Source organism: uncultured Butyricimonas sp. (assembly GCF_959596855.1).
Lineage (GTDB): Bacteria > Bacteroidota > Bacteroidia > Bacteroidales > Marinifilaceae > Butyricimonas > Butyricimonas muris.
This window is the reverse complement of record NZ_CAUFYA010000057.1, coordinates 1-18,161: the sequence shown is the minus strand read 5'-3', so window position 1 is coordinate 18,161 and position 18,161 is coordinate 1. Positions and strand designations below refer to the sequence as shown.

Genomic DNA, 18,161 nt, shown 5'->3' with positions numbered 1-18,161 from the left:
AAATCTACCCTACAAAAAACCTTTTTTCTGTTTATCTTCTCGGACTTCTCTCCGGATCCGCATGGTCATTTCAATGTAACGTTCCAAATCTTCTTCGTTATCGTAATTATCCTTCACGGCATCACGGATCGTTTGTTCAAATTCCTTATCATATTTGTCATAGTCAATTTTTTCACTTTTATCCTTAGATCGGAAAAATATCACCACGATAAAAATTAATATCACAACTCCAATAATAAACATACTTCTTGATTTTCAACAAATATACAACTATTTTTCCTCTTTTTCAACTCGCAGCGGCACGATCCCGCTCTCCCCGAATATCTCATCAATCAATTGTTTTACTTGAGCCTCGGTTAAATCCATGAATTTATACGTTACCAGATAATTATTCTTCTCTTCCATAATGTACCTCCATTTCTATCAGATGACCATACAAACCAGTAAGCGAGGAATAAGTTTCTTCCAGATGTTGTGACAAATCGTAAACCTCCCGATCCATCTCTTCATCAATTTCCGGAAGAATACTTTCATCAAAACATTCTTTCAAGTATAAACGGGTTTTAACGTTGTCAACTAATAGATCATTGACAAACTTTTTATCCGACTGGATCGCGGACATGATTTCCTCTTTAGAGGGTGTTTCTTTCTTTTTCATAATTCAGATCTTAAGCATTGTAGATACAAAAAACGGTGTACCTGTCCCGCTGCTTAAGATCATTTTTCAGAGCTTGTATATGCCATTATAACATATACACGGGGGTGTACACCGCTATATTATTTAATCATTTCCTGATAAATATAAAAAATCCACCCATGTGGTCAGAGGTGGTCTATCTCCACTCTGAAAAAATCATCTTAAGCACTGCGAAGGTGAGAATAAATTTTGAATAATCCAAATAAAAAGCGGTGTACCTGTCCCGGAGGATTAACCATAGACGTAAACCAAGAAGGTCATTAATACCATTTACAATATCAATACGGGGTATACACCGATATAATCTAAACCGTCACACGCTCAAACGCTCCCGGCTCATAAAATGTTCTATGTTTTTCTACAACAAGGATTCCACTAGGTAAATTATGAAGTAAAGCGTATTTTTCAATCAAAGGTTTAAATTTCTCAAACCCATTCAAAGAAATACAATTATAAAACATCCATGCTAATTCATAATCAGACAACTGAGATCGAAGCATTGCAATGTACTCATATTTTTCCTCTGGCAAAAGAATGGGGTGTTCATCAATATATTTTACTATTCGGTATAAATTACGAAAATATAGTCCCGCATCCAATAAAAAAAGATCATAATGTTGTCCAAAAACCTTATTTACAAAATTAAGATCCATTGCTTTTTTCTCATTTATTGTTTTAACTTTTGCCATATCCGTATAAGTTGCTTGACAAGAATCAGCTATCTCCTTATATAAAGCCATGTATCGATTTCTAAACACCTCTCTTCCCCATTTCTTAGCTAAATGGATACCATTTACAATATTATGATGTACTTGCAATAATTGAAAAAAAGTATTCTCAAATTGTTGCTTTTTCATTATGGCATTTTGTTTTTCCGCCTCCTCTTTTTGTCCCTTCAGTTCTTCTCTCGTATCAGCCAATTCTTGTCGCTGCAAACCCAATTCTTCATGCTGCAAAAGAATCGTATATATCAAACCTGCAAAAGCCAAACCGGAAAACAACGCATTAACAGCCCCAAATTGATCTCCGAATGTTCCCCGCTCTGTTTCATTAATTAGACAATTAACACCAATCCAAGATCCGCCCCAAATCCCAAAAATCACCCCAATAAACAGCCACAATTTTTTTGTCGTAACTTTCTTTTTATCCGATTCTTTTTCTTCTTCAGACATAATCGATTTATTTTGCAATCAGTATTTTCAAATGCAAAATTAACATATTACGTTCAAACTTTTACTTTTTAAAGCTAAAAACTATCGAATACCCGTTATATCCCCCGGCTACATTCCACTCCGGTTCTATTTCAAGACGCCCCCTTTCTAGTTCCCGGAGCAATGGGTGATTCTCGTCAGAGGCTATAATCAGTTTTGATTTAATATTATCAATTACCTCCTGCAAACGCTCGTACATCTCAAACTCCATATCTTCCGTCATCCCTGCTTTCGTCCCGTTTTCCAACACGTAAAGCAAACAGACATTCTCATCCACCGTGTTATCTGCCGATCCCGTACCCGTTGCAGAAGGATAAACCAAAGCCATTATCGTACCCGTTTTGCCTTGCAACTTCTTCCTGAGATGCTCTTCCATCACCACCATCAAGAAATACAATCCCATTTCAGCAGCCAACGCCTCAAAATACAGCTTAAAATCATTCAGTTTTACCATCTTTCTTACTCTTTTGTTCTATTCGTTTATGCTCCAAATGCCAATGATATAGCTTTAACAAGACCGTGTACAAGTTCGTCCTATTCACGTCCTCCAATGTCCCGAACGTCCCCGACTCCGCCACGCTCATCAATACCCCGGTCAACCCAATATCTTTTTCTCCTAATTCATCACCCCCCGCTTGTTTAAAAAGTCCCCGGAACGAGATCCGGTTACCGTCCACCTCGATATCCCCGGTTTTAAAAAAGTTATCACACGCCGCAAACCATGAATAAATAATAAACCTATCCACTAGCGAAACTCGCCTCCACCATTTCGCCCTCCGGACACTTTCATTTGCATTAAATTCTACACGGATATCGTTATCTATTTTCCCCCTTCGCTTCGGTCTGTAAAGCACGGCACACAACTTATTCAAACTATTCTCATCTTTGTGTTCCACGTAATGCCGGAAGAAATCGAATGCCACCATATATTCTCCGAATGTAATATTAAACAAAGCTTCCGAGGGACCATACACCCGTTTCATCCCACCCCGAATCACCGGAATCACGTTCCCTACCCGATTATACTCGAAAAGCTGCTGTCCTTTCTGTTCCCGGAACATAAAATCTATCGTGTCCGCCGCCATAACCACGTTTAAATACTTTCGTGCAAGCTGCTCCCCTGTCAACATTCTCTCTTTTCTCTCGTGCCTCTTTTCGCGTTTCATCCCGGCTAGAAAATACAATACACGAATCTTAAACTCGGTCATTCCGATATTACCCCCTATTAACTGTAGTGCTTGCCTAAAAATAAAACGGATCTGACTCCGGTTACACTCGCCCCATGACGCTGGATACACAACTTTTTTTCCCGCTTCCGGAATCTCAATCATATTCATACTGAAAAGAATTTTTCTCGTCTATAATCCGTATCTTTTCTTCTATAACTCGATACCGAGTTTAGAGAAGCAATATATCCCTGCAAATCGATAGTCAACGCCTCGGCATCCATCTCGTAGGATTTTGATACAGAGTTGACCATTTCCAGTGTTGCCGGGGTACTCGCTTTCAACGTCTGCCTCTCGGACGTGAATTTCGTCACCACGCCATCCGGCAACACCTGCACGGGAAAACGTTTCACAGCCTTCGCCATAACCCTTAAAGGAATTATCTGCCGGCAAAGTTCCACGATCGGACGATCATCCGCCTCCAGTTCACCTTTCACCATATCTTCCTTTATAGATTCGTACCGTTCGCTTCCAAGGTAAGATATCAAGTTCCGTTCCTCTAGCTTCACCATGGGCAACACACGCAAGTAAAACACCCGACTATTATCTATCGGTACGACATCGTTAAATTCCTTCGCGTTCTTCACGAACAAGGAATTTATACCCTTTCTTTGCTCGCTATCTTTCCACTCCGGAACAATATCAATCTGTTTATCCAAGCAAGAAATCAAACGATCTATCGCCTTGTTTGCTTTCTTCCGAAGAGCTGCATCATCCCTCGCTATCTGCCATTCCCACGGCAAGCTCTCGGAATCCTTGTCGAGTTTCACTTTTCGACCGGACTCCTCGTGGCTCACGTCCGTATTCTCCGCGTACGATAAATAGGCCAAAAGCCCGATCGCACGCTGAAAAAACGGAATTAACCCCACGTACACGCCATCGTTTTCCCCATCCACGTAAGCCTTACGAACTTTTTTATAAATTTCCTCTCCCACGATTTCGATTAACTCTTCGGTTGCAATTTCGATATCTGCCACCAGATTATCAAAATCCGCCGTCGCGTACAAGAAACTAACGTGTTTTCTTAATTCTTCCGTACTCTTAAACAAAATACTCATACTAAATATTATTAGTTGTTCGCTTCCCCGGTGTAACTTCTTCCTCCCGGAGAACTACTTTGTGATAGAATCCAAGCCGCCATTCCGTCTGGGGGAAATTAATTTGTATTGCTTGATTAATTGATTGCAAAATAATCTCCTCTGGAATTGAAGTGTCTGAAGCCAAGTAAAGTTTCAAGGCATACAACATTTCAGAACCGGAAGACAATTTTCCATCCACCATAATATTCGACAAAGCCGGATGCAGCCCGATCCCCGAAGTTGTCGCGCTATCAGCCTTCTCGCTCACCTTCAATTGTGCTTCAATATAATCCCGAATCTTCTGATCAATCGGTGTTACTTTCCACTCCCATGGTTTCTCGTTTTCATCCTTCATGGTTATCGTGTGAAAAAATTTTCCAACATTCCTTTTCCCGGATAAAGCTTCCGCCAATTTCCGCATAACTTCATCTTTATGTTCTTCCAACATATCCGAATGATACTCGATATTTTCTCTCGTGCATTTTTCCTTCAATTTTTCCTCCCAAGTATCCCAATATTGCTGCGGCGATTCAATATGAAACGCCACGTTAATCGAATTATCCGTGATATGCTTGAGTATTACCGGTACGTCAGAACTACGCCGGATCCAATTCAAAGAACCAAAAAATGAAGGTATTGAATACAAATTTCTCGCGTACGAATAACTATTATGATACGCCATTGCCACCGGGTATCGGAACGGCTCCCTCGGACTGAAGACAGGGTATGAAGTAATCCCCTTCACGCACTCGTTCTCGAAATCTCCCACGTATATACACCTAACATCTTCCAATTTTCGAGACTCCACCCAAGCTAATCGGGCATCCACTCCCGGAACGATTTCAAGTTTAGCAATGCTCGCCATTCTCCCGATCCTTGCTCCCTTGGTTAGAAAAATCTTATCAAAATACCCGTGCAAGTACTTGTACTCTACCATCGCCATCTCGATATATCGCAATATATCCCACGAGTTAAGCCAATTCCATATTTCCCGATCGTATCCCCATTCACGGGTGACATCCCCATTCTCGTATTTCTTCCGATATAATTCAGGCCCTTGTCCGTACAACAATCCTTTCTCACGTTCCAAAATACCGGGGGCAAGATTATTCTCGTCCATGATATTCCGGATCTCTACCGGCAGATTATTCCCCACCCCATACGGAACAATCTCTTCACCACACACGATCTGAGGCTCAGCCTCCCAAACTTTAGATTCAAGAATACCAGAAGCACCCCATGAAGACATACCGACATACATACCGGTACCCACTCCGGGAATACTAACTAACCTCGACTTCCCCACTCTTTCAATAGAAATACCACTCATCTTATCGTTATTTTTTCACCATTAAAATACATCAAACAAGGCAAATAGAACTGTCTAGCCTCGCAAACATCATAGTCGAAATAAGGCATCAAGACATCCGCATTACGGTAAGATTTTGCATCCGCTTTCTTTCGTAATACAGCTTTACGCACGTCCACGACTCCTTCCGTCGTGTTCGCGCTACTATTATAACTCATAAAGGAGAAACTAAACGCCCGCCCTTGGGCTGTCAGCTCTCTCATCCTGGCTATTGCTTCGTATAGTTTCATACACAATAATACTTTTTATCCTATCCCATGGAAAGGACAAAAAGATAATCTCACGGGCTACACACGAGAAGGAAGCCGACAAAAATCGACTGTTTGGTTAGAAAAATCACCCTCCATACGAGAAAGCGGTAACCTATCGGTTAAATTTTGCCAAGCCGCCCCTATCGGGGAGTGTCATATATCAATTTCCAAACAAGCGTTCGCGCTCGCAAATCTAGTTTGGGGCGGTCGGGGTCTTCTTCTTGTCATTTGCGTTTTATTTCTTCAAAAAAAACGCAAACTACTAGTTTTCAAGCTATAATTTATACACATTTTAAATAACGACTTCCATATCCGCCCTTAGAGAATCGAAAATCACCCTAAATGACAAAAAAGAACAAAAAAAATTATTTAGCATTTTATAGTTGTCTTTGGTATGTCATAGTATGCAAACACACACACAATACGCTATACGTCAGCATATTATCATTAAAAAACTATTGTTTTGAATATCAATTTTTCGTATATTTGTATAGTGAAAGTCACTCACTAACAGAGTTTTAATATTAAAAATTTAAGTCATGGAAAAGAAAAATGAAAAAAAGGAAGAAGCTAAAAATTTAGCAGTTGTAAAAGTTGAAAACCAAAAGGCAGAAACCCCGAAAAAGGAATTTACCGCCGAAGAAGTAAAAAAAATCCTTGCAGAAAATGAAGAATTAAAAAAGAAGATAAGCAATGAACCCCAAAACCTAGAGGAAAAAATCGAGTATTTCCTCGACAAAAAGGAAAAAATTTATCAATTGTCAAAACTCGATGCCACACACGTTCAATTAACGGAACACTTTGAAACACTTCAAGCACTTGCCGAGGAAGACGAATTCACGTGCAACGAATATATTTTAAGCGTATCAAAGCCAAACGCCTACCGTAATGATGATGATGTTTTCAAAATGAATAATCCCGTGATTATTGGTGACGTGATCAAATTCGTTTTAGGGCGAATTGAACAAAAACAAGAAGCATTAAAAGCCTTGATCGCACAGTAACAAAAAAGGGGGGATGAAGTCACCATCCCTCCTTACAGAGTTTTTAACCTAAAAAATTAAGTCATGAGCAAAGGTAAACAATTTCTTGAAACAAGAAAACAATTAATTGAAGCTTCCCGCCTAGCACAGAAAATTCGGAACGAAAAAGGATTAGCGATGACTATCAATGAAATACTATTGCAAATCATTTATAATACAGACGGAGCCACAGAATTTAATACCTTTAACCAATGGAGGGAAAAGGGGTACACGGTAATAAAGGGAATGAAATCTTTTACAGTTTGGGGGCAACCTCTCAACAAGCAGGAACAAGAAAAAAAGAAAGAACAAAAGGATGAAAATGACGAGGGCGAATTTAGATATTTTCCCGTTTGTTACTTGTTTTCAGACAAGCAAGTACACAAGTTGGATAAAACTCCCAAAGAAGAAAAAGAACCCGTGAACAAGGTCAAAGAAGTAGAATTTTTAGATCTATAAATCCATTAACACGTACACCCTGCGAAGGCGGGGTATCCGTGTGTCCGCGCTACTTTTTATTATTCAAACGCCATAACAAAAAGTAGCAAAAACTAGGCTTCCCACCCTGCAAAAAATCATCCGGCTCCCACGATAGAACCTCCCTGCCGCACCTTCGTGTACCTCAACCATTTTTTTCTCATCACCAAATACTTAAAGGAATCAGAGAAGTTTGTTGATTCGTACAGCAAACGACTGACCGGTAAGCCTTCCGATCGTTTGTCTTTACTCACCCGTTTCTTTCCTTTGTATTCGACTATTTTTACCGGGGCAATCTCCAAAGAGCATTTCAAAGGCTTCGCATGATACATATCAATCAACACACGAGGCAGTTTTGGATTATTCCCGGAGAAGAGTTCCATCATGAAATCGTACTCGTCCCAGGTGAATATCGTCGCTTGATTACGTGATTCCAATATCACGCTCCAGCCTGTAGGTTTACCATTCCGATCCTTTTCTATCGACTGCTTCAACTTTCCGGCAAGATCCTGTTTTACTTTCTCGTACTGGTTACCGGCTCGATCGTAAAACAGATGTAATTCTTTTTTCTCGTGAAGCTTGAAATAAGCAAGGAAATTATCTGCAAGTTCCCGAATCCATTCCGGGGGTAAGGTATGCAAACACTTCAATACACGATAATCATTTCCTTGTTCCTGCCCGATCGTCATAGATATCATGTTTCCGAAGTCCATCCCTGCCTCAATGGGTTCATCTCTCCGGAGGTATTTTAATATCCTGCAATCCTCCCGGTCACGCACACCAAATTCTGCACTGTATTTCTCCATGGATCCGTCAGAGTAATAGTTTTCCGATTTTACCGCCGGATAAAATTTATTCCCTTGACTAAGCCGTGGTTTCGTCGAAAGGATTGCTGTCAACACATCTTCAAGATCACCTTCAAATTCGTCCTCGAAATATTCGGGGCGAAGGATTGCCGCGTTAATGTAAGAAGACGCCACATAAAAAAAAGTTGATTTCTGCCGGATAGTATTATATCTCTCTTTCCAACGCTCGTAAAGCCTTTGTTTATTCCGGATCTCTTTTTCATCCCCGGATTCTTTTGCTATAATTAATTCCTCTGTAACCTCATTCATCACGAACGCCACCCGAAGGATATCCATTACCTGCTTTTTATCCATCCGTTTGACTTGCTTTAATATCCAGTCGTACTCGTAAGCGTTATTCGGGTTAGGCATATCCGTAATAAAGGTCTGCCCCCGGTAATAAACACTTTTTCCGTACTTCACGTAATACCCGCGTAAAGCCTTCGTGAGCTTAGCGATCTTCGCTTCCGGGAAATACTTCGATTCGTCACCGAACACGTGTACAAACGAGTTCCCGGCAGCGGCAGAGGGGCGGTCCAGGCTTATAAAAGTTATATTCAAACCTGTGAAAAAAATCATCCTATGCTTCCAAGACAATATCCTGTTATACGGTTTCCAAAATTGTTCTCGAAGATGCTCCGGACACGCCTTGAGCATTTCGGGAGTAACCTCCGGCGGTTCCCGCTCGACAACATAATGAACGCCCTCTTTAAATCCCTTTCGCTCCAAACCATCCAAGAGTATCGGCAGAATGTTTTTAGTGAGATTATTGTACGTGTCCGAAACCAAAGCGACAGGTGCACCGGGTAATTCGTAAATCATGTCTATCAAACGCTCGGTAAAAAAATCGTTCGTTTTCCCGGAGCCACGACCGGCAATCAAGAACAAATTACGTGTTTTTACAAGAGCAACAATCTGCGCCAACCAATTGGAATACAACACGCCAACCTTCTTATTTTTTAAATCAAGTTTCTTCCTCGTTGTCATATAGCATTTCTTCAAATGGTATAATATCTTCAATGTTAGCCTCCCGTTTCGCTTTTTCTTTCTCAGCTTCCGTCACCCCCTTTATACTATCAATCTGCCGAGCTAGGACGAGACGATCCGGACGATCAATTCCGATTCGTTCGGGCTCAAGGGTGTAAACCTGATATGGACGATCATAGGTTCCCTTGGGTACTTCCACCGGATCCGGAAGGTGCAACTGCCGAATGTCGGCTGAAAGTTTTATCAGTTTAGCGTATATCTCGAAATCCGAGGGTTCCTTCGCGACCTGGAGAACCATATCGGCAGCATCCTCCAGTTGTTGAGCCTTCAGCTCTCGCATAGCTTTTTTCTCTACCTTAGAATCCACGTAGAAAAGGTTTATCGCGTGTTCGAACATGGCTCTTGCTTGGCTATATTTCAGGTCAAAGGGCGGTTTACAGAAAAACCGTATCGTTTTTACACGCCCGTATTTACGACGCATCCCGTTCATCAAGGCGAGTAACTCTATGTAAAGTGCCTCGTCCGGCTTCAAGTCCGCTACCGCTCCTTTTTCCACGTAAGCCTCAAGCCGATGATACAAGCTTTCGTCGATCTCGTCATTCAACAGGATTTCTTTACGAGCCGCGTTAAAATCTTTCCGGTACCGGATTTTACCTAAAGCTTGAATCGCTTGCACGTTTCCTCCCTCGGCACTACTCATTACCCCCATTTGTTCCCGTGCCTGGTTAATCAGAATCCCCCTCCGGATATGGTAATTAATTTTAGACTCCCGATCTGCAGCAGCTTCAAGGAATCTACCGGGCTCCACGTCAAAATACATCGCCATTTCCTGCTCGCTATACCCTAGAGCCGCAAGCCGTTCCAGTTCCTCAAGCTTTTCCTCTGTCAAAACAACCACGTCTAAACTCATAAACCTCTTTACTATTTAAAAATATATACTGTTCATTTGCCGCGTTCTCCGAGAAGTTCCCGGATCCCTCGACCACGAAGTAATTATCCCCGCTTTTTAATAATTGCACCTTGGAATGATTCCACGCGTAAATTATCTTGATTTGCCGTTGCTTTGCTTGTTCTTCAAGTAAAGTTACCACGTCCGGCATTCGGTATTTTATAGAGTCGGCTATGTAAATCGTGACTGACAGGATAACTCTTTTATCATACCACCGGATGAGTGCCTCGACTATCCGGGAATTGATCGAATAAGTTGAAAAGCATAATTCCTCTATCAGTCCGGAATATTTTATCACGTAGGGGATAAAAGTAAAAGCGTTAAAGCTATTACAAGCCCATAGAAAGAGAATCTCGTTCCCGGAGGGCAATTCCCCACACAAGTTTTTAATGTTCTCTATTCGCCGTAAATGAGCTTCCTCGAAACGAATACTTTTCGCTCGACTTTTATCGGGCGGTGTAGGAGCTTTCGCTTTCCCCAGTTCCGATAGTGAAAATAAATTACTCATTCAATCTTTTTTCAACCATTGCCAATTCGTCCAGCTTTTCTTGCAAACGTTGCTCCCGGTCAGAGAACAAATGCGGCTTATCGCCTTTTGCAATTTCCGCCTTGATCCGCCATATATTTTCACGAAGCTGCCGTTCCTTCTTGAACAACTCCTTCACGCCCATGGAGCGAATCCTCTTGATAGCTTTCAACCGTTCAAAAATCCTATGTTCCCCGAGTATCCCCTTGTGCTGCTTGTAGTAATCAAGTTCACGTTTTATCGTTTGATCCTCGATAAACGTGTTCACCAGTTCCCGGACAACCAAAAGACATTCCTCGTTTTTGTGGCAGGAAAACAATTTCTCATGCAGTTCCACGCACGTCCAGTAAGTCGTAATTTTATCACTCGCCAGAATTTTTAGTTCTGCCGGACAATCCCGATCAGCCAGGAAGGAATACATCTTTCTGAATTTATCACTCTCTTTTTCTCGTCCCGCACCGGAATAGTCCGAAATTTTAACCTCGGCAACACGAGACAAAAGCAATTTTAATCGTTCTTTATACCGGTTCCGGTGCAGGGATAACAACGCTTTAAAACGACGATTATCACCGTGTTTTAAATAAAGTGCAACACCTTTCCCGATGTTGCACCCCTCTTTTAGCCATTCAATTATCTCCTTTCGTCCATTCATCCCAACAAACTTTCAATAATTTCTTTCAATTCCGGACTCCAACCTGCAACGGAATTATACACCCAAATTTTACGAGGGATTAACTCTTTTAATCTTTGCAAGTTCGCATCCGGACGGCACACTCCCACCTTGAAATTATCATGTTCCAAGTGATGAACAAGAGGGATACGACCGGGGAAATAAGTATTAAAATACAACGAGGTTATCAAGTACGCCTCTGTATCCATATTGTACTTCTCGAATAACGCGAGCAGCTTCTCTGTTTCGAGGAATACCGGTGTATGTGTACCGTAATCATACAAAGATTTACCCTCGTTCTTGAGCAAATTCACGGTACGTTCCCGATTCTCGGAATAAAGCCTACCCGTGTTCTTTTTGTCGGTTAACAAACCATCTACCCGGAGCAACTGGACCTCGGTCAAGGAAAAATCGTTCACCGGGTAGATATCATCGTTTGTCAAGATTACACTATCCACGCAAGGGAAACGAAGCATTATCTCACGTAACTTGGAAACGATATCCAACGGGGGATTGTCTATAACACATTCATGCGGCACGTGAATAACATCCTCCGGCAGATATTTCTCGTGATCCCCAACAACCACGATCTGAAAGTCTTCCTTGAAGTGCTTTTTCCAACCTTTTATTGCCAACTTCAATTCATTGCCTTGTGCTTCCGATTTTCGATACGGGATTATCACGAGTAGAGGCTGCTCTACCTCGTTTAGCATTGCCTTGTATTCATCCAGAAATTCCCCGACAACTTTAAGTTCTTCAACCAGTTTCAAGTTTTCATCTTTCAATTCTTGGATCTCTTTCTCCGGCGTCTGCTCTATTACAGGCTCTTTCTCCGCCAGGGCTTTTTTCGTTGTTTTCTTTACTGCCATATTCTGTGATTTGATTATAATCAATAAAATTCTCCTTTCTCCGGGTTTTATTCAAGGACAAAAAAAGTCGGTCAACCGACCGACTTCCACTTTAACCAAATCACACTACACGCCCTCTCCACCGGATCCCACTACCGCTTCACCCTGCACCGGAGGTAAGGCTGCCTGGTAAAAACAAGCACGCCGACCTCGCAGCGCTTGCGTTAAAGTTATTTTATTGACATCCCCCTCGTTATTATCCGTCGTTTCGACCGTCATTTGGAGAGGATTGTACCTGCTGCCGAATAGCTTTTTCACGTTTTGTTCCGGGTATTGCACGATCACGAAAAGATCTTCATTCAGGTTATTCTCGACAAAAGCCTCAAATTCCGGCTCCAAACTGCCCGGACGAAAAACCTCGATCGCGGGAATTGAACCCTTGTTATCCGGATCACCTTCCGTCGGCTGAGAAATACTTATACTTGAAGCCGTCACCTCGATAGCCACCATTGATTTTCCCTCTACCATCACAATCGGTTGCGAGATAATAATACCCTTTTTATCCGGAACCGGGAAGGTTACCACGTCACGAACCCGACCAATCAAAATCCGCGGATCCTTTACTTTCGTTCGTCCACCGTTCGATTCTTTTGGAATCGATACCGGAGAATATACTTCTTCATTTGCCATATAATTCAATATTAAAAATTAAACACCTTCTTCTGCCCCGGAATCGACCACTTCAACGGGAGGCACGTATCCAAATAACAATTCCGCGATAGCAAAACCAGTCGCTTCCCACCATTCAGCGAAGATCTTCACGTCGTAATTTTCACCCTGCAGCCAAATTTTCGTTGTTCCTTTGTTTTTAGAAAGTAAGTGGATAAAATTATCCTTCGGGGTGATGAAGAAACAGCCGGAACCAACCATCCCGTCAAGCGGGATAAACTCGAAATTCGTGTGCTGCAAACGACGTTTCCCCTCGTCCTCGTTTTTCGAGTTCGGGAATTTATCATCGCGAGCAAGATCATACGTGTTCAACAAGTCCGGATCTATGAAAATAGGCAATTTCTTTGTCCGGTATTTTTTCGGAATCTGCTTATAAATCTCGTCGAATTGATTATAAATATTCGCCCTGGTCAACTTCACGCCCTTCAGTAGACGGACCATCTTGCAATCAGCATCACCATGCAGACGTTTCAAAACGGTAACATACCCGTCCATGGAGCCGCCTTCGTCACCCTCGTCACCGTCTTTTTTGTTCTTGTTTTTCGTTTCGTCGTACACGCCGATAGCGATTTGCTCGTCACGCTCTTCCTCTACTTTCGGTTTCAGCAACACTTCAATGATATAGCGAACGATCGGCATGTCTTTCGGCTGTAAACCTTCATCGTACAGGTAACCGATCACTTCTTCCATAATCTCTGCCGGTTTCACGGCCACGTTAATTTTGTGTTTTCGGTTCTTGATAACGATCGGCGTAAATTCCACTTGCCCTGAAGGAGTCCAGTACGGGGTAAACTTCTGCATCAAGTTCGTGATATGCGACTGGATCGCTTGCCACTCCGTCTTTTCCGTCATTTTAGTAGTCATGTACCGTGTTGCCTGTAACTTGCCGAAAAGCAACGTGATGATCTCGTAACGCATATCGGAAACATATTTCCCGAACTCCGTTTTCAATTCTTCCGTCACAATGGTATCGGCTGCCATAGCTTGCAGACCGTCCCCGTTCGCAACGTTATCCAAAACTTTGTTGTGCAGAAAATCCATGTTTAAAGAGAATTTGGGCTTACGCCCAGCAGAGGATATTACCTCGGCTCTCCGGTCATCTTCTGCCGCACCACTCAAGGTCCCGATCAAACCATTAAGGTTTTCTTCCTTTTCCTCCGCGGAAGCCTTGTACTCCTCAAATTTTGTTTTCAAGTCATTGTACTTCTGTTGTTCTTTCTCCAGCTCCGCTCTCAAATTAGCGACATCTTCCCCGGAGGTTTCGCCTCCCTCTTTCTCGAAAGCTTCAAGATCTTTCACGAATTGCTCAACGAATTTTTCCCCGTACTTTCCCATCAGAGTCGCACGTTGTTCCTCCGTTAGCATAGATTTCCCGTCCTTCCTCTCTAGGGCGGAAATACCGAGTATGGAATACACGGCCGATAAAACATTTTTAAAATTCATAGGCTAAGAATTTATATAATTATTAATTGTATTCTCTGCTTCAAGCTTTCTCGCCACGGAAACAGCTTTAGACAAAGTACCGATATCATCAATCAGACCATACTCCAAAGCTTGTTTCGCGTAAAACATCTTACCAGACAAAATACCCGGTACTTCTGTATTCAACCCCGGTCTGTTTGCCTTTACCGTTTCTTGAAATTGTAGAGCGAGAGGATTTAGACTCTCTTTCCGGATCTTGTCATACTCACCCTTCAATGCAAGGTTAAAAGCTTCGTTTTTATCACCTGACGGATCCGCGTAAATCTCGTGAAACACGTAACCCATTTTTTCATATACAGGCTTAACATCGGTAAAACTACACATCACCCCGATCGAACCGAAGCTGCTGCTGATATTATTGTCGGCTATAATCCGATCACAAGCTGTCGCGATCCAATACGCCGCACTTGCCGCCATATCACACGATGCAACAACAGGTTTACCCGCACTCCTGGTATCCTCGATCGCTTGCACAAGTACAGCAACAGCATCACAAGCACCCCCTCCGGAATCAATCGCTAAAACGAGAGAAGAAATATTCTCGCAATTCTTCGCCTGCCGGATGATTGCCGCGATTTCGTCCGCCCCATAACTGCACCATGTACCGTATTTGATCATCGTTCCATGAATAGGAATTATGGCAGTACTGCCTTTAGGAGCCTTATCGTACTTGTCTGAATCCAACCCGTAAATAGACTGTACCATGGGCTTCGACTCGGACAGGATCCTGGAATACTTTTCATCATTAAAACCTCCATCCAAAAGATTATGTACAAGCACGTGGCCTGCCATGATGTCTTCCGGACGAAGGAACCAATTTCCGCGAAGTATTTGAGATAGTAAATGTGGATACATCTTGTTTTTTATGCCAAGATATGTCCAAAAGCACCATTTCAAAAGGACGAAAAAAAAGCGGAACCATTATCGATCCCGCCATATCTATCAGCTTGATTTCTCCACTTTTATTGGAGTTATTCCCATTTTCCCCTTCACATATAAACTCGTTATTTCAATTCCTTGTCTGGAGAAATAGTAGAACTAATAGGCTTATAATCAATGTTGCCCCTTATTCTTATCGGTTTACCAGCACTAAAACATGTTCGTGAACTTATTTCATCTGAATTTAATATAGATTCTGTGCCTTCATTAATATTTATACCTCGCCATGTATCCCAAAGTCCATGAGCCACATCGTTCCGAATATTTATACCACGATTTACAGAATTAGTCAATGAATCTAATCTATTCGCCATTTGCTCTATTTTATCCAACAAATACTGATTAATCGTATCAATCTCATTTCCTTGAACCAAAATTTGTTGCATCTTGAAATCTTTTGCAGCTCTATATATTGGATTATCAATTCCAGTATCCCCCAACACACAAGTAATCATTTCCTTTAAACGAGATTTTAAGATTTCAACCCCATACATGTCATTTTCATAAAATAGTGTTCTTTCAGCTGAAATATCAAACGGTAAAACTGTCCCACTTTCCGCGATACAAATAACAGGAGTTCCTTTTGCATGACGTACAGCTAATTCATACATCACATTAGGATTCAATTCTGATAAATTCGCTATAACTACTTCGTATTCCAATATACACTTTATAACCTGTTGAGTGATCGATCCAGGCGAAGCCATTTCATGAGGAGTAGTAACCTCAATATCCATCTCTTTTAAAACAGGTTTAAGCACAGCATTGATAACACCATCAGCTTTTCTCCTCGTTTCTGATTTTTCAGATCCAATTGGTGTGATTATAAAACATCTTTTTTTACCGTTTTGATTAACTTCGATATCTTTTTTCCCCATAATCCTTTTTTAAAATTTCCTCCCCGGGAATTACACCCGAAGAGGAACGTGTGATAAACTTACTTTACACTCCGGTAAAGCGTATATTATTCAGTTCTACTGCAAATTCTTTCAATCCATTTTTGATTCTCTCTTTTACTTTTTTACCCGGCTTTTTTATTCCGGCTACATATTGCCGCATCAAACTTTCATTGATTCCTGCAATTCGAGCCAAGAGACTTTGGTTCAAAGTACCATTAAAACTATCTATCAGAGCAGGAATATCCTCAAATATAAAATTAAAAGCATACCCCTCACTCATCCATGGCTGCCGTTCTTCCTCGTACAATCCCTCAAAATGAAACTCTAAACCGGAACGCAAATCCTTTTTAAGTTTATCGAAAGAAGGGCGAGAGATCACAAAACCATCAACCTCCGGCAAATTTGCCGATACAGATTTTCCAGCCTTACATACAATAACGTCCAATACTTTCATAATCTCAAATTTAATTTTATAGTGTGTGCGTGCGATTACGCGGATTTTACTCCGCGTAATCTTTAAACTTGATCCCAGCTTGTTTTTCCATGCTTTTTAAATTATTCATGGAAACATCTTCCGATAATTTACCATCGACAGTAACAGTTCTCCTAATAGTCGGATGTTTGAACTGTCTATGGCTAGTACCGTTTTGTCTGGCGAGGTACCAACCTAAAGAGGTCAAGATTTTTATCACCTCCCTGATCGTAAACAATCTTTTCATAGAACTAAGTTTATCACACGCTACAAAGGTAACATTTTTCGTTACCTTCTCAAAATAATTTGACATTATTTTTCGACTAATTTCAATAACCGGTATATTGACTTACAAACAAATTCAAATTTATAGATAGAACTATTATTCACGTCCATTGAAACCGTGAGAATCGCCGGGAAGTCCATAGTCCCCATGATCTCGACTTCTCTCGTGGAATATTCAAGTTTAACAACCAAACGAGAACGTTCCAAGTAATTAATTAATGCGTTATCGGACTTATCAACTGTTACACCACACGATAATTTCTGCTCGTAACTCGTACCGGCATTTCCGTTTTCCGATTTTTCGGTGAAATTTATCGTTCTCAACGTCGGATTCAATTCATAAAAAGATTTCCCCGGCAATAATTCGAGCCACACGAAAGAATTATTTACCCGAAGTAAATTTATCGCCCTTGAGGTAATTACCGAAATTTTAATTATCTGCCTTAACATTGTCAATTATTTACCTTTACATTGATATACAACAATTCAAAAACAGCCATTTTTCTCCAAAATGCTGACATTATTTATAATACACTAATCATCAACACGTTTTATATCATCGAATATGATTTTACGTGTTCTTTTCTTGGAACGATAGTCAGATTTTTTGATAGCCTCGTAACTGATCGCCGTATTCTTGATATTATACGCGTCCAAAATCGACTCAATAATTTCCTTTTGCGTGTACTTTTTCCGGTACCCGGACTCAAACAGCAATCGCATTCTTTGATTAAACTCCGTTTCGATATAATCCCGGATTTTTTCTTCTCCCCACCGGGAAACATAAAGGAATCTAGCAACAAGGGCGTAACGGTTAGCGGCTGTTACTGGGATAATAAATGTCACCGGATTCACCATGGCGTTCGCTCTTATTGGCAAATCCGACACGGACACGTGAGAATAAATATGCTTCCCGATATCATGCCCCCGTTTCAAGATAATCCGCCCTTGATTATCACTTCCTAATTCGTGTCGACAATAGTCAGATAAATGCGGGGGTAAATTTACTATTAAAATAGTTTCTCTTTTCATATCCCAACTTTTTATCAAAAATATGTCTTTTCGACATCAAGACAAAATATTTACACATAAAAGTCATTTTTTTATTCACACGATCAAATTTTGGTCAAAAAGCGAAATATTTTGACGGAGCAAGTGTTTTTATATGCTTAATTATTTGTATATCAACCCCGTCAAT

General features: G+C 41.2%; 24 protein-coding genes. 2 read left to right on the top strand and 22 right to left on the bottom strand.

From position 1 onward, the window contains the following. Nucleotides 1-9 precede the first annotated feature (9 nt). The 9 genes from Q5866_RS18420 to Q5866_RS18380 all read right to left on the bottom strand — a co-directional run bounded on the left by Q5866_RS18420 (nt 10) and on the right by Q5866_RS18380 (nt 5,812). Nucleotides 10-243, bottom strand: coding sequence for a hypothetical protein (locus Q5866_RS18420; protein ID WP_303181742.1), 234 nt, complete (start codon nt 241-243; stop codon nt 10-12). Nucleotides 244-270: 27 nt separating this feature from the next. Beyond that, a complete protein-coding gene (locus Q5866_RS18415; protein WP_303181741.1) occupies nt 271-405 on the bottom strand; it encodes a hypothetical protein in 135 nt (44 codons plus the stop codon). Then, entirely contained in the window at nt 389-658 is a 270-nt protein-coding gene (locus Q5866_RS18410) for a hypothetical protein (protein ID WP_303181740.1), read from the bottom strand. The genes Q5866_RS18415 and Q5866_RS18410 overlap by 17 nt, the downstream gene beginning before the upstream one ends. Nucleotides 659-1,002: 344 nt before the next feature. Continuing rightward, nucleotides 1,003-1,869, bottom strand: coding sequence for a putative phage abortive infection protein (locus tag Q5866_RS18405; RefSeq protein ID WP_303181739.1), 867 nt, complete (start codon nt 1,867-1,869; stop codon nt 1,003-1,005). 61 nt (nt 1,870-1,930) lie between these two features. Next, nucleotides 1,931-2,362, bottom strand: coding sequence for a hypothetical protein (locus Q5866_RS18400; RefSeq protein ID WP_303181738.1), 432 nt, complete (start codon nt 2,360-2,362; stop codon nt 1,931-1,933). After that, entirely contained in the window at nt 2,346-3,245 is a 900-nt protein-coding gene (locus tag Q5866_RS18395) for a hypothetical protein (RefSeq protein WP_303181737.1), read from the bottom strand. Before Q5866_RS18395 ends, Q5866_RS18400 begins: the two co-directional genes overlap by 17 nt. After that, the gene (locus Q5866_RS18390; protein ID WP_303181736.1) at nt 3,242-4,192 is read right to left on the bottom strand and encodes a DUF6712 family protein; all 951 of its coding nucleotides are present in this window, start codon (nt 4,190-4,192) and stop codon (nt 3,242-3,244) included. Before Q5866_RS18390 ends, Q5866_RS18395 begins: the two co-directional genes overlap by 4 nt. Before the next feature lies 1 nt (nt 4,193). After that, nucleotides 4,194-5,543 (bottom strand): hypothetical protein, encoded by a 1,350-nt coding sequence (locus Q5866_RS18385; protein ID WP_303181733.1) that lies wholly within the window; start codon nt 5,541-5,543, stop codon nt 4,194-4,196. Continuing rightward, nucleotides 5,540-5,812 carry a hypothetical protein gene (locus tag Q5866_RS18380; RefSeq protein WP_303181732.1) on the bottom strand — a complete coding sequence of 91 codons (273 nt, stop codon included), beginning with the start codon at nt 5,810-5,812 and terminating at the stop codon, nt 5,540-5,542. The genes Q5866_RS18385 and Q5866_RS18380 overlap by 4 nt, the downstream gene beginning before the upstream one ends. 560 nt (nt 5,813-6,372) lie before the next feature. On the opposite strand from Q5866_RS18380, the gene Q5866_RS18375 reads away from it, so the two are divergent. Together Q5866_RS18375 and Q5866_RS18370 are read left to right on the top strand one after the other, a co-directional pair. Then, complete coding sequence (locus tag Q5866_RS18375; protein ID WP_303181731.1) at nt 6,373-6,837, top strand: hypothetical protein; 465 nt, start codon at nt 6,373-6,375, stop codon at nt 6,835-6,837. Between the two features lie 63 nt (nt 6,838-6,900). After that, a complete protein-coding gene (locus tag Q5866_RS18370) occupies nt 6,901-7,314 on the top strand; it encodes an ArdC-like ssDNA-binding domain-containing protein (protein ID WP_303181729.1) in 414 nt (137 codons plus the stop codon). A gap of 116 nt (nt 7,315-7,430) precedes the next feature. Here the strand turns inward: Q5866_RS18370 and Q5866_RS18365 are convergent, their stop codons facing one another. The 13 genes from Q5866_RS18365 to Q5866_RS18305 all read right to left on the bottom strand — a co-directional run bounded on the left by Q5866_RS18365 (nt 7,431) and on the right by Q5866_RS18305 (nt 17,995). Further along, on the bottom strand, nt 7,431-9,164 hold the full coding sequence (locus Q5866_RS18365) for a hypothetical protein (protein ID WP_303181727.1): 1,734 nt from the start codon (nt 9,162-9,164) through the stop codon (nt 7,431-7,433). Next, nucleotides 9,142-10,074, bottom strand: coding sequence for a hypothetical protein (locus Q5866_RS18360; RefSeq protein WP_303181725.1), 933 nt, complete (start codon nt 10,072-10,074; stop codon nt 9,142-9,144). Before Q5866_RS18360 ends, Q5866_RS18365 begins: the two co-directional genes overlap by 23 nt. After that, nucleotides 10,034-10,621, bottom strand: a complete 588-nt coding sequence (locus Q5866_RS18355) for a hypothetical protein (protein ID WP_303181723.1) — start codon at nt 10,619-10,621, stop codon at nt 10,034-10,036. Before Q5866_RS18355 ends, Q5866_RS18360 begins: the two co-directional genes overlap by 41 nt. Further along, nucleotides 10,614-11,291 carry a hypothetical protein gene (locus Q5866_RS18350; RefSeq protein ID WP_303181722.1) on the bottom strand — a complete coding sequence of 226 codons (678 nt, stop codon included), beginning with the start codon at nt 11,289-11,291 and terminating at the stop codon, nt 10,614-10,616. Before Q5866_RS18350 ends, Q5866_RS18355 begins: the two co-directional genes overlap by 8 nt. Next, on the bottom strand, nt 11,288-12,178 hold the full coding sequence (locus Q5866_RS18345; RefSeq protein ID WP_303181720.1) for a hypothetical protein: 891 nt from the start codon (nt 12,176-12,178) through the stop codon (nt 11,288-11,290). The genes Q5866_RS18350 and Q5866_RS18345 overlap by 4 nt, the downstream gene beginning before the upstream one ends. A gap of 105 nt (nt 12,179-12,283) precedes the next feature. Further along, complete coding sequence (locus tag Q5866_RS18340; RefSeq protein ID WP_303181718.1) at nt 12,284-12,847, bottom strand: hypothetical protein; 564 nt, start codon at nt 12,845-12,847, stop codon at nt 12,284-12,286. An 18-nt stretch (nt 12,848-12,865) separates the two neighbouring features. Continuing rightward, entirely contained in the window at nt 12,866-14,329 is a 1,464-nt protein-coding gene (locus tag Q5866_RS18335; RefSeq protein WP_303181717.1) for a hypothetical protein, read from the bottom strand. Between the two features lie 3 nt (nt 14,330-14,332). Then, complete coding sequence (locus Q5866_RS18330) at nt 14,333-15,223, bottom strand: S49 family peptidase (RefSeq protein WP_303181716.1); 891 nt, start codon at nt 15,221-15,223, stop codon at nt 14,333-14,335. A 149-nt stretch (nt 15,224-15,372) separates the two neighbouring features. Further along, entirely contained in the window at nt 15,373-16,185 is an 813-nt protein-coding gene (locus Q5866_RS18325; protein ID WP_303181714.1) for a hypothetical protein, read from the bottom strand. Nucleotides 16,186-16,249: 64 nt separating this feature from the next. Then, a complete protein-coding gene (locus Q5866_RS18320; RefSeq protein ID WP_303181713.1) occupies nt 16,250-16,660 on the bottom strand; it encodes a hypothetical protein in 411 nt (136 codons plus the stop codon). A 46-nt stretch (nt 16,661-16,706) separates the two neighbouring features. Then, nucleotides 16,707-16,925 carry a type II toxin-antitoxin system HicA family toxin gene (locus Q5866_RS18315; protein ID WP_294141617.1) on the bottom strand — a complete coding sequence of 73 codons (219 nt, stop codon included), beginning with the start codon at nt 16,923-16,925 and terminating at the stop codon, nt 16,707-16,709. Between the two features lie 65 nt (nt 16,926-16,990). Beyond that, the gene (locus tag Q5866_RS18310; protein ID WP_303181711.1) at nt 16,991-17,413 is read right to left on the bottom strand and encodes a hypothetical protein; all 423 of its coding nucleotides are present in this window, start codon (nt 17,411-17,413) and stop codon (nt 16,991-16,993) included. Nucleotides 17,414-17,497: 84 nt separating this feature from the next. Further along, the gene (locus tag Q5866_RS18305; protein WP_303181710.1) at nt 17,498-17,995 is read right to left on the bottom strand and encodes a hypothetical protein; all 498 of its coding nucleotides are present in this window, start codon (nt 17,993-17,995) and stop codon (nt 17,498-17,500) included. Nucleotides 17,996-18,161: the final 166 nt, after the last annotated feature.

Excerpts from the sequence above, each read along its gene's own strand:
- Q5866_RS18365 (WP_303181727.1), bottom strand. The coding sequence starts at position 9,164 with ATGACAACGAGGAAGAAACTTGATTTAAAAAATAAGAAGGTTGGCGTG.
- Q5866_RS18385 (WP_303181733.1), bottom strand. The coding sequence starts at position 5,543 with ATGAGTGGTATTTCTATTGAAAGAGTGGGGAAGTCGAGGTTAGTTAGT.
- Q5866_RS18355 (WP_303181723.1), bottom strand. The coding sequence starts at position 10,621 with ATGAGTAATTTATTTTCACTATCGGAACTGGGGAAAGCGAAAGCTCCT.
- Q5866_RS18390 (WP_303181736.1), bottom strand. The coding sequence starts at position 4,192 with ATGAGTATTTTGTTTAAGAGTACGGAAGAATTAAGAAAACACGTTAGT.
- Q5866_RS18395 (WP_303181737.1), bottom strand. The coding sequence starts at position 3,245 with ATGAATATGATTGAGATTCCGGAAGCGGGAAAAAAAGTTGTGTATCCA.
- Q5866_RS18420 (WP_303181742.1), bottom strand. The coding sequence starts at position 243 with ATGTTTATTATTGGAGTTGTGATATTAATTTTTATCGTGGTGATATTT.
- Q5866_RS18415 (WP_303181741.1), bottom strand. The coding sequence starts at position 405 with ATGGAAGAGAAGAATAATTATCTGGTAACGTATAAATTCATGGATTTA.
- Q5866_RS18310 (WP_303181711.1), bottom strand. The coding sequence starts at position 17,413 with ATGTTAAGGCAGATAATTAAAATTTCGGTAATTACCTCAAGGGCGATA.
- Q5866_RS18410 (WP_303181740.1), bottom strand. The coding sequence starts at position 658 with ATGAAAAAGAAAGAAACACCCTCTAAAGAGGAAATCATGTCCGCGATC.
- Q5866_RS18345 (WP_303181720.1), bottom strand. The coding sequence starts at position 12,178 with ATGGCAGTAAAGAAAACAACGAAAAAAGCCCTGGCGGAGAAAGAGCCT.
- Q5866_RS18325 (WP_303181714.1), bottom strand. The coding sequence starts at position 16,185 with ATGGGGAAAAAAGATATCGAAGTTAATCAAAACGGTAAAAAAAGATGT.
- Q5866_RS18320 (WP_303181713.1), bottom strand. The coding sequence starts at position 16,660 with ATGAAAGTATTGGACGTTATTGTATGTAAGGCTGGAAAATCTGTATCG.
- Q5866_RS18340 (WP_303181718.1), bottom strand. The coding sequence starts at position 12,847 with ATGGCAAATGAAGAAGTATATTCTCCGGTATCGATTCCAAAAGAATCG.
- Q5866_RS18400 (WP_303181738.1), bottom strand. The coding sequence starts at position 2,362 with ATGGTAAAACTGAATGATTTTAAGCTGTATTTTGAGGCGTTGGCTGCT.
- Q5866_RS18330 (WP_303181716.1), bottom strand. The coding sequence starts at position 15,223 with ATGTATCCACATTTACTATCTCAAATACTTCGCGGAAATTGGTTCCTT.
- Q5866_RS18405 (WP_303181739.1), bottom strand. The coding sequence starts at position 1,869 with ATGTCTGAAGAAGAAAAAGAATCGGATAAAAAGAAAGTTACGACAAAA.
- Q5866_RS18375 (WP_303181731.1), top strand. The coding sequence starts at position 6,373 with ATGGAAAAGAAAAATGAAAAAAAGGAAGAAGCTAAAAATTTAGCAGTT.
- Q5866_RS18305 (WP_303181710.1), bottom strand. The coding sequence starts at position 17,995 with ATGAAAAGAGAAACTATTTTAATAGTAAATTTACCCCCGCATTTATCT.
- Q5866_RS18350 (WP_303181722.1), bottom strand. The coding sequence starts at position 11,291 with ATGAATGGACGAAAGGAGATAATTGAATGGCTAAAAGAGGGGTGCAAC.
- Q5866_RS18380 (WP_303181732.1), bottom strand. The coding sequence starts at position 5,812 with ATGAAACTATACGAAGCAATAGCCAGGATGAGAGAGCTGACAGCCCAA.
- Q5866_RS18315 (WP_294141617.1), bottom strand. The coding sequence starts at position 16,925 with ATGAAAAGATTGTTTACGATCAGGGAGGTGATAAAAATCTTGACCTCT.
- Q5866_RS18360 (WP_303181725.1), bottom strand. The coding sequence starts at position 10,074 with ATGAGTTTAGACGTGGTTGTTTTGACAGAGGAAAAGCTTGAGGAACTG.
- Q5866_RS18370 (WP_303181729.1), top strand. The coding sequence starts at position 6,901 with ATGAGCAAAGGTAAACAATTTCTTGAAACAAGAAAACAATTAATTGAA.
- Q5866_RS18335 (WP_303181717.1), bottom strand. The coding sequence starts at position 14,329 with ATGAATTTTAAAAATGTTTTATCGGCCGTGTATTCCATACTCGGTATT.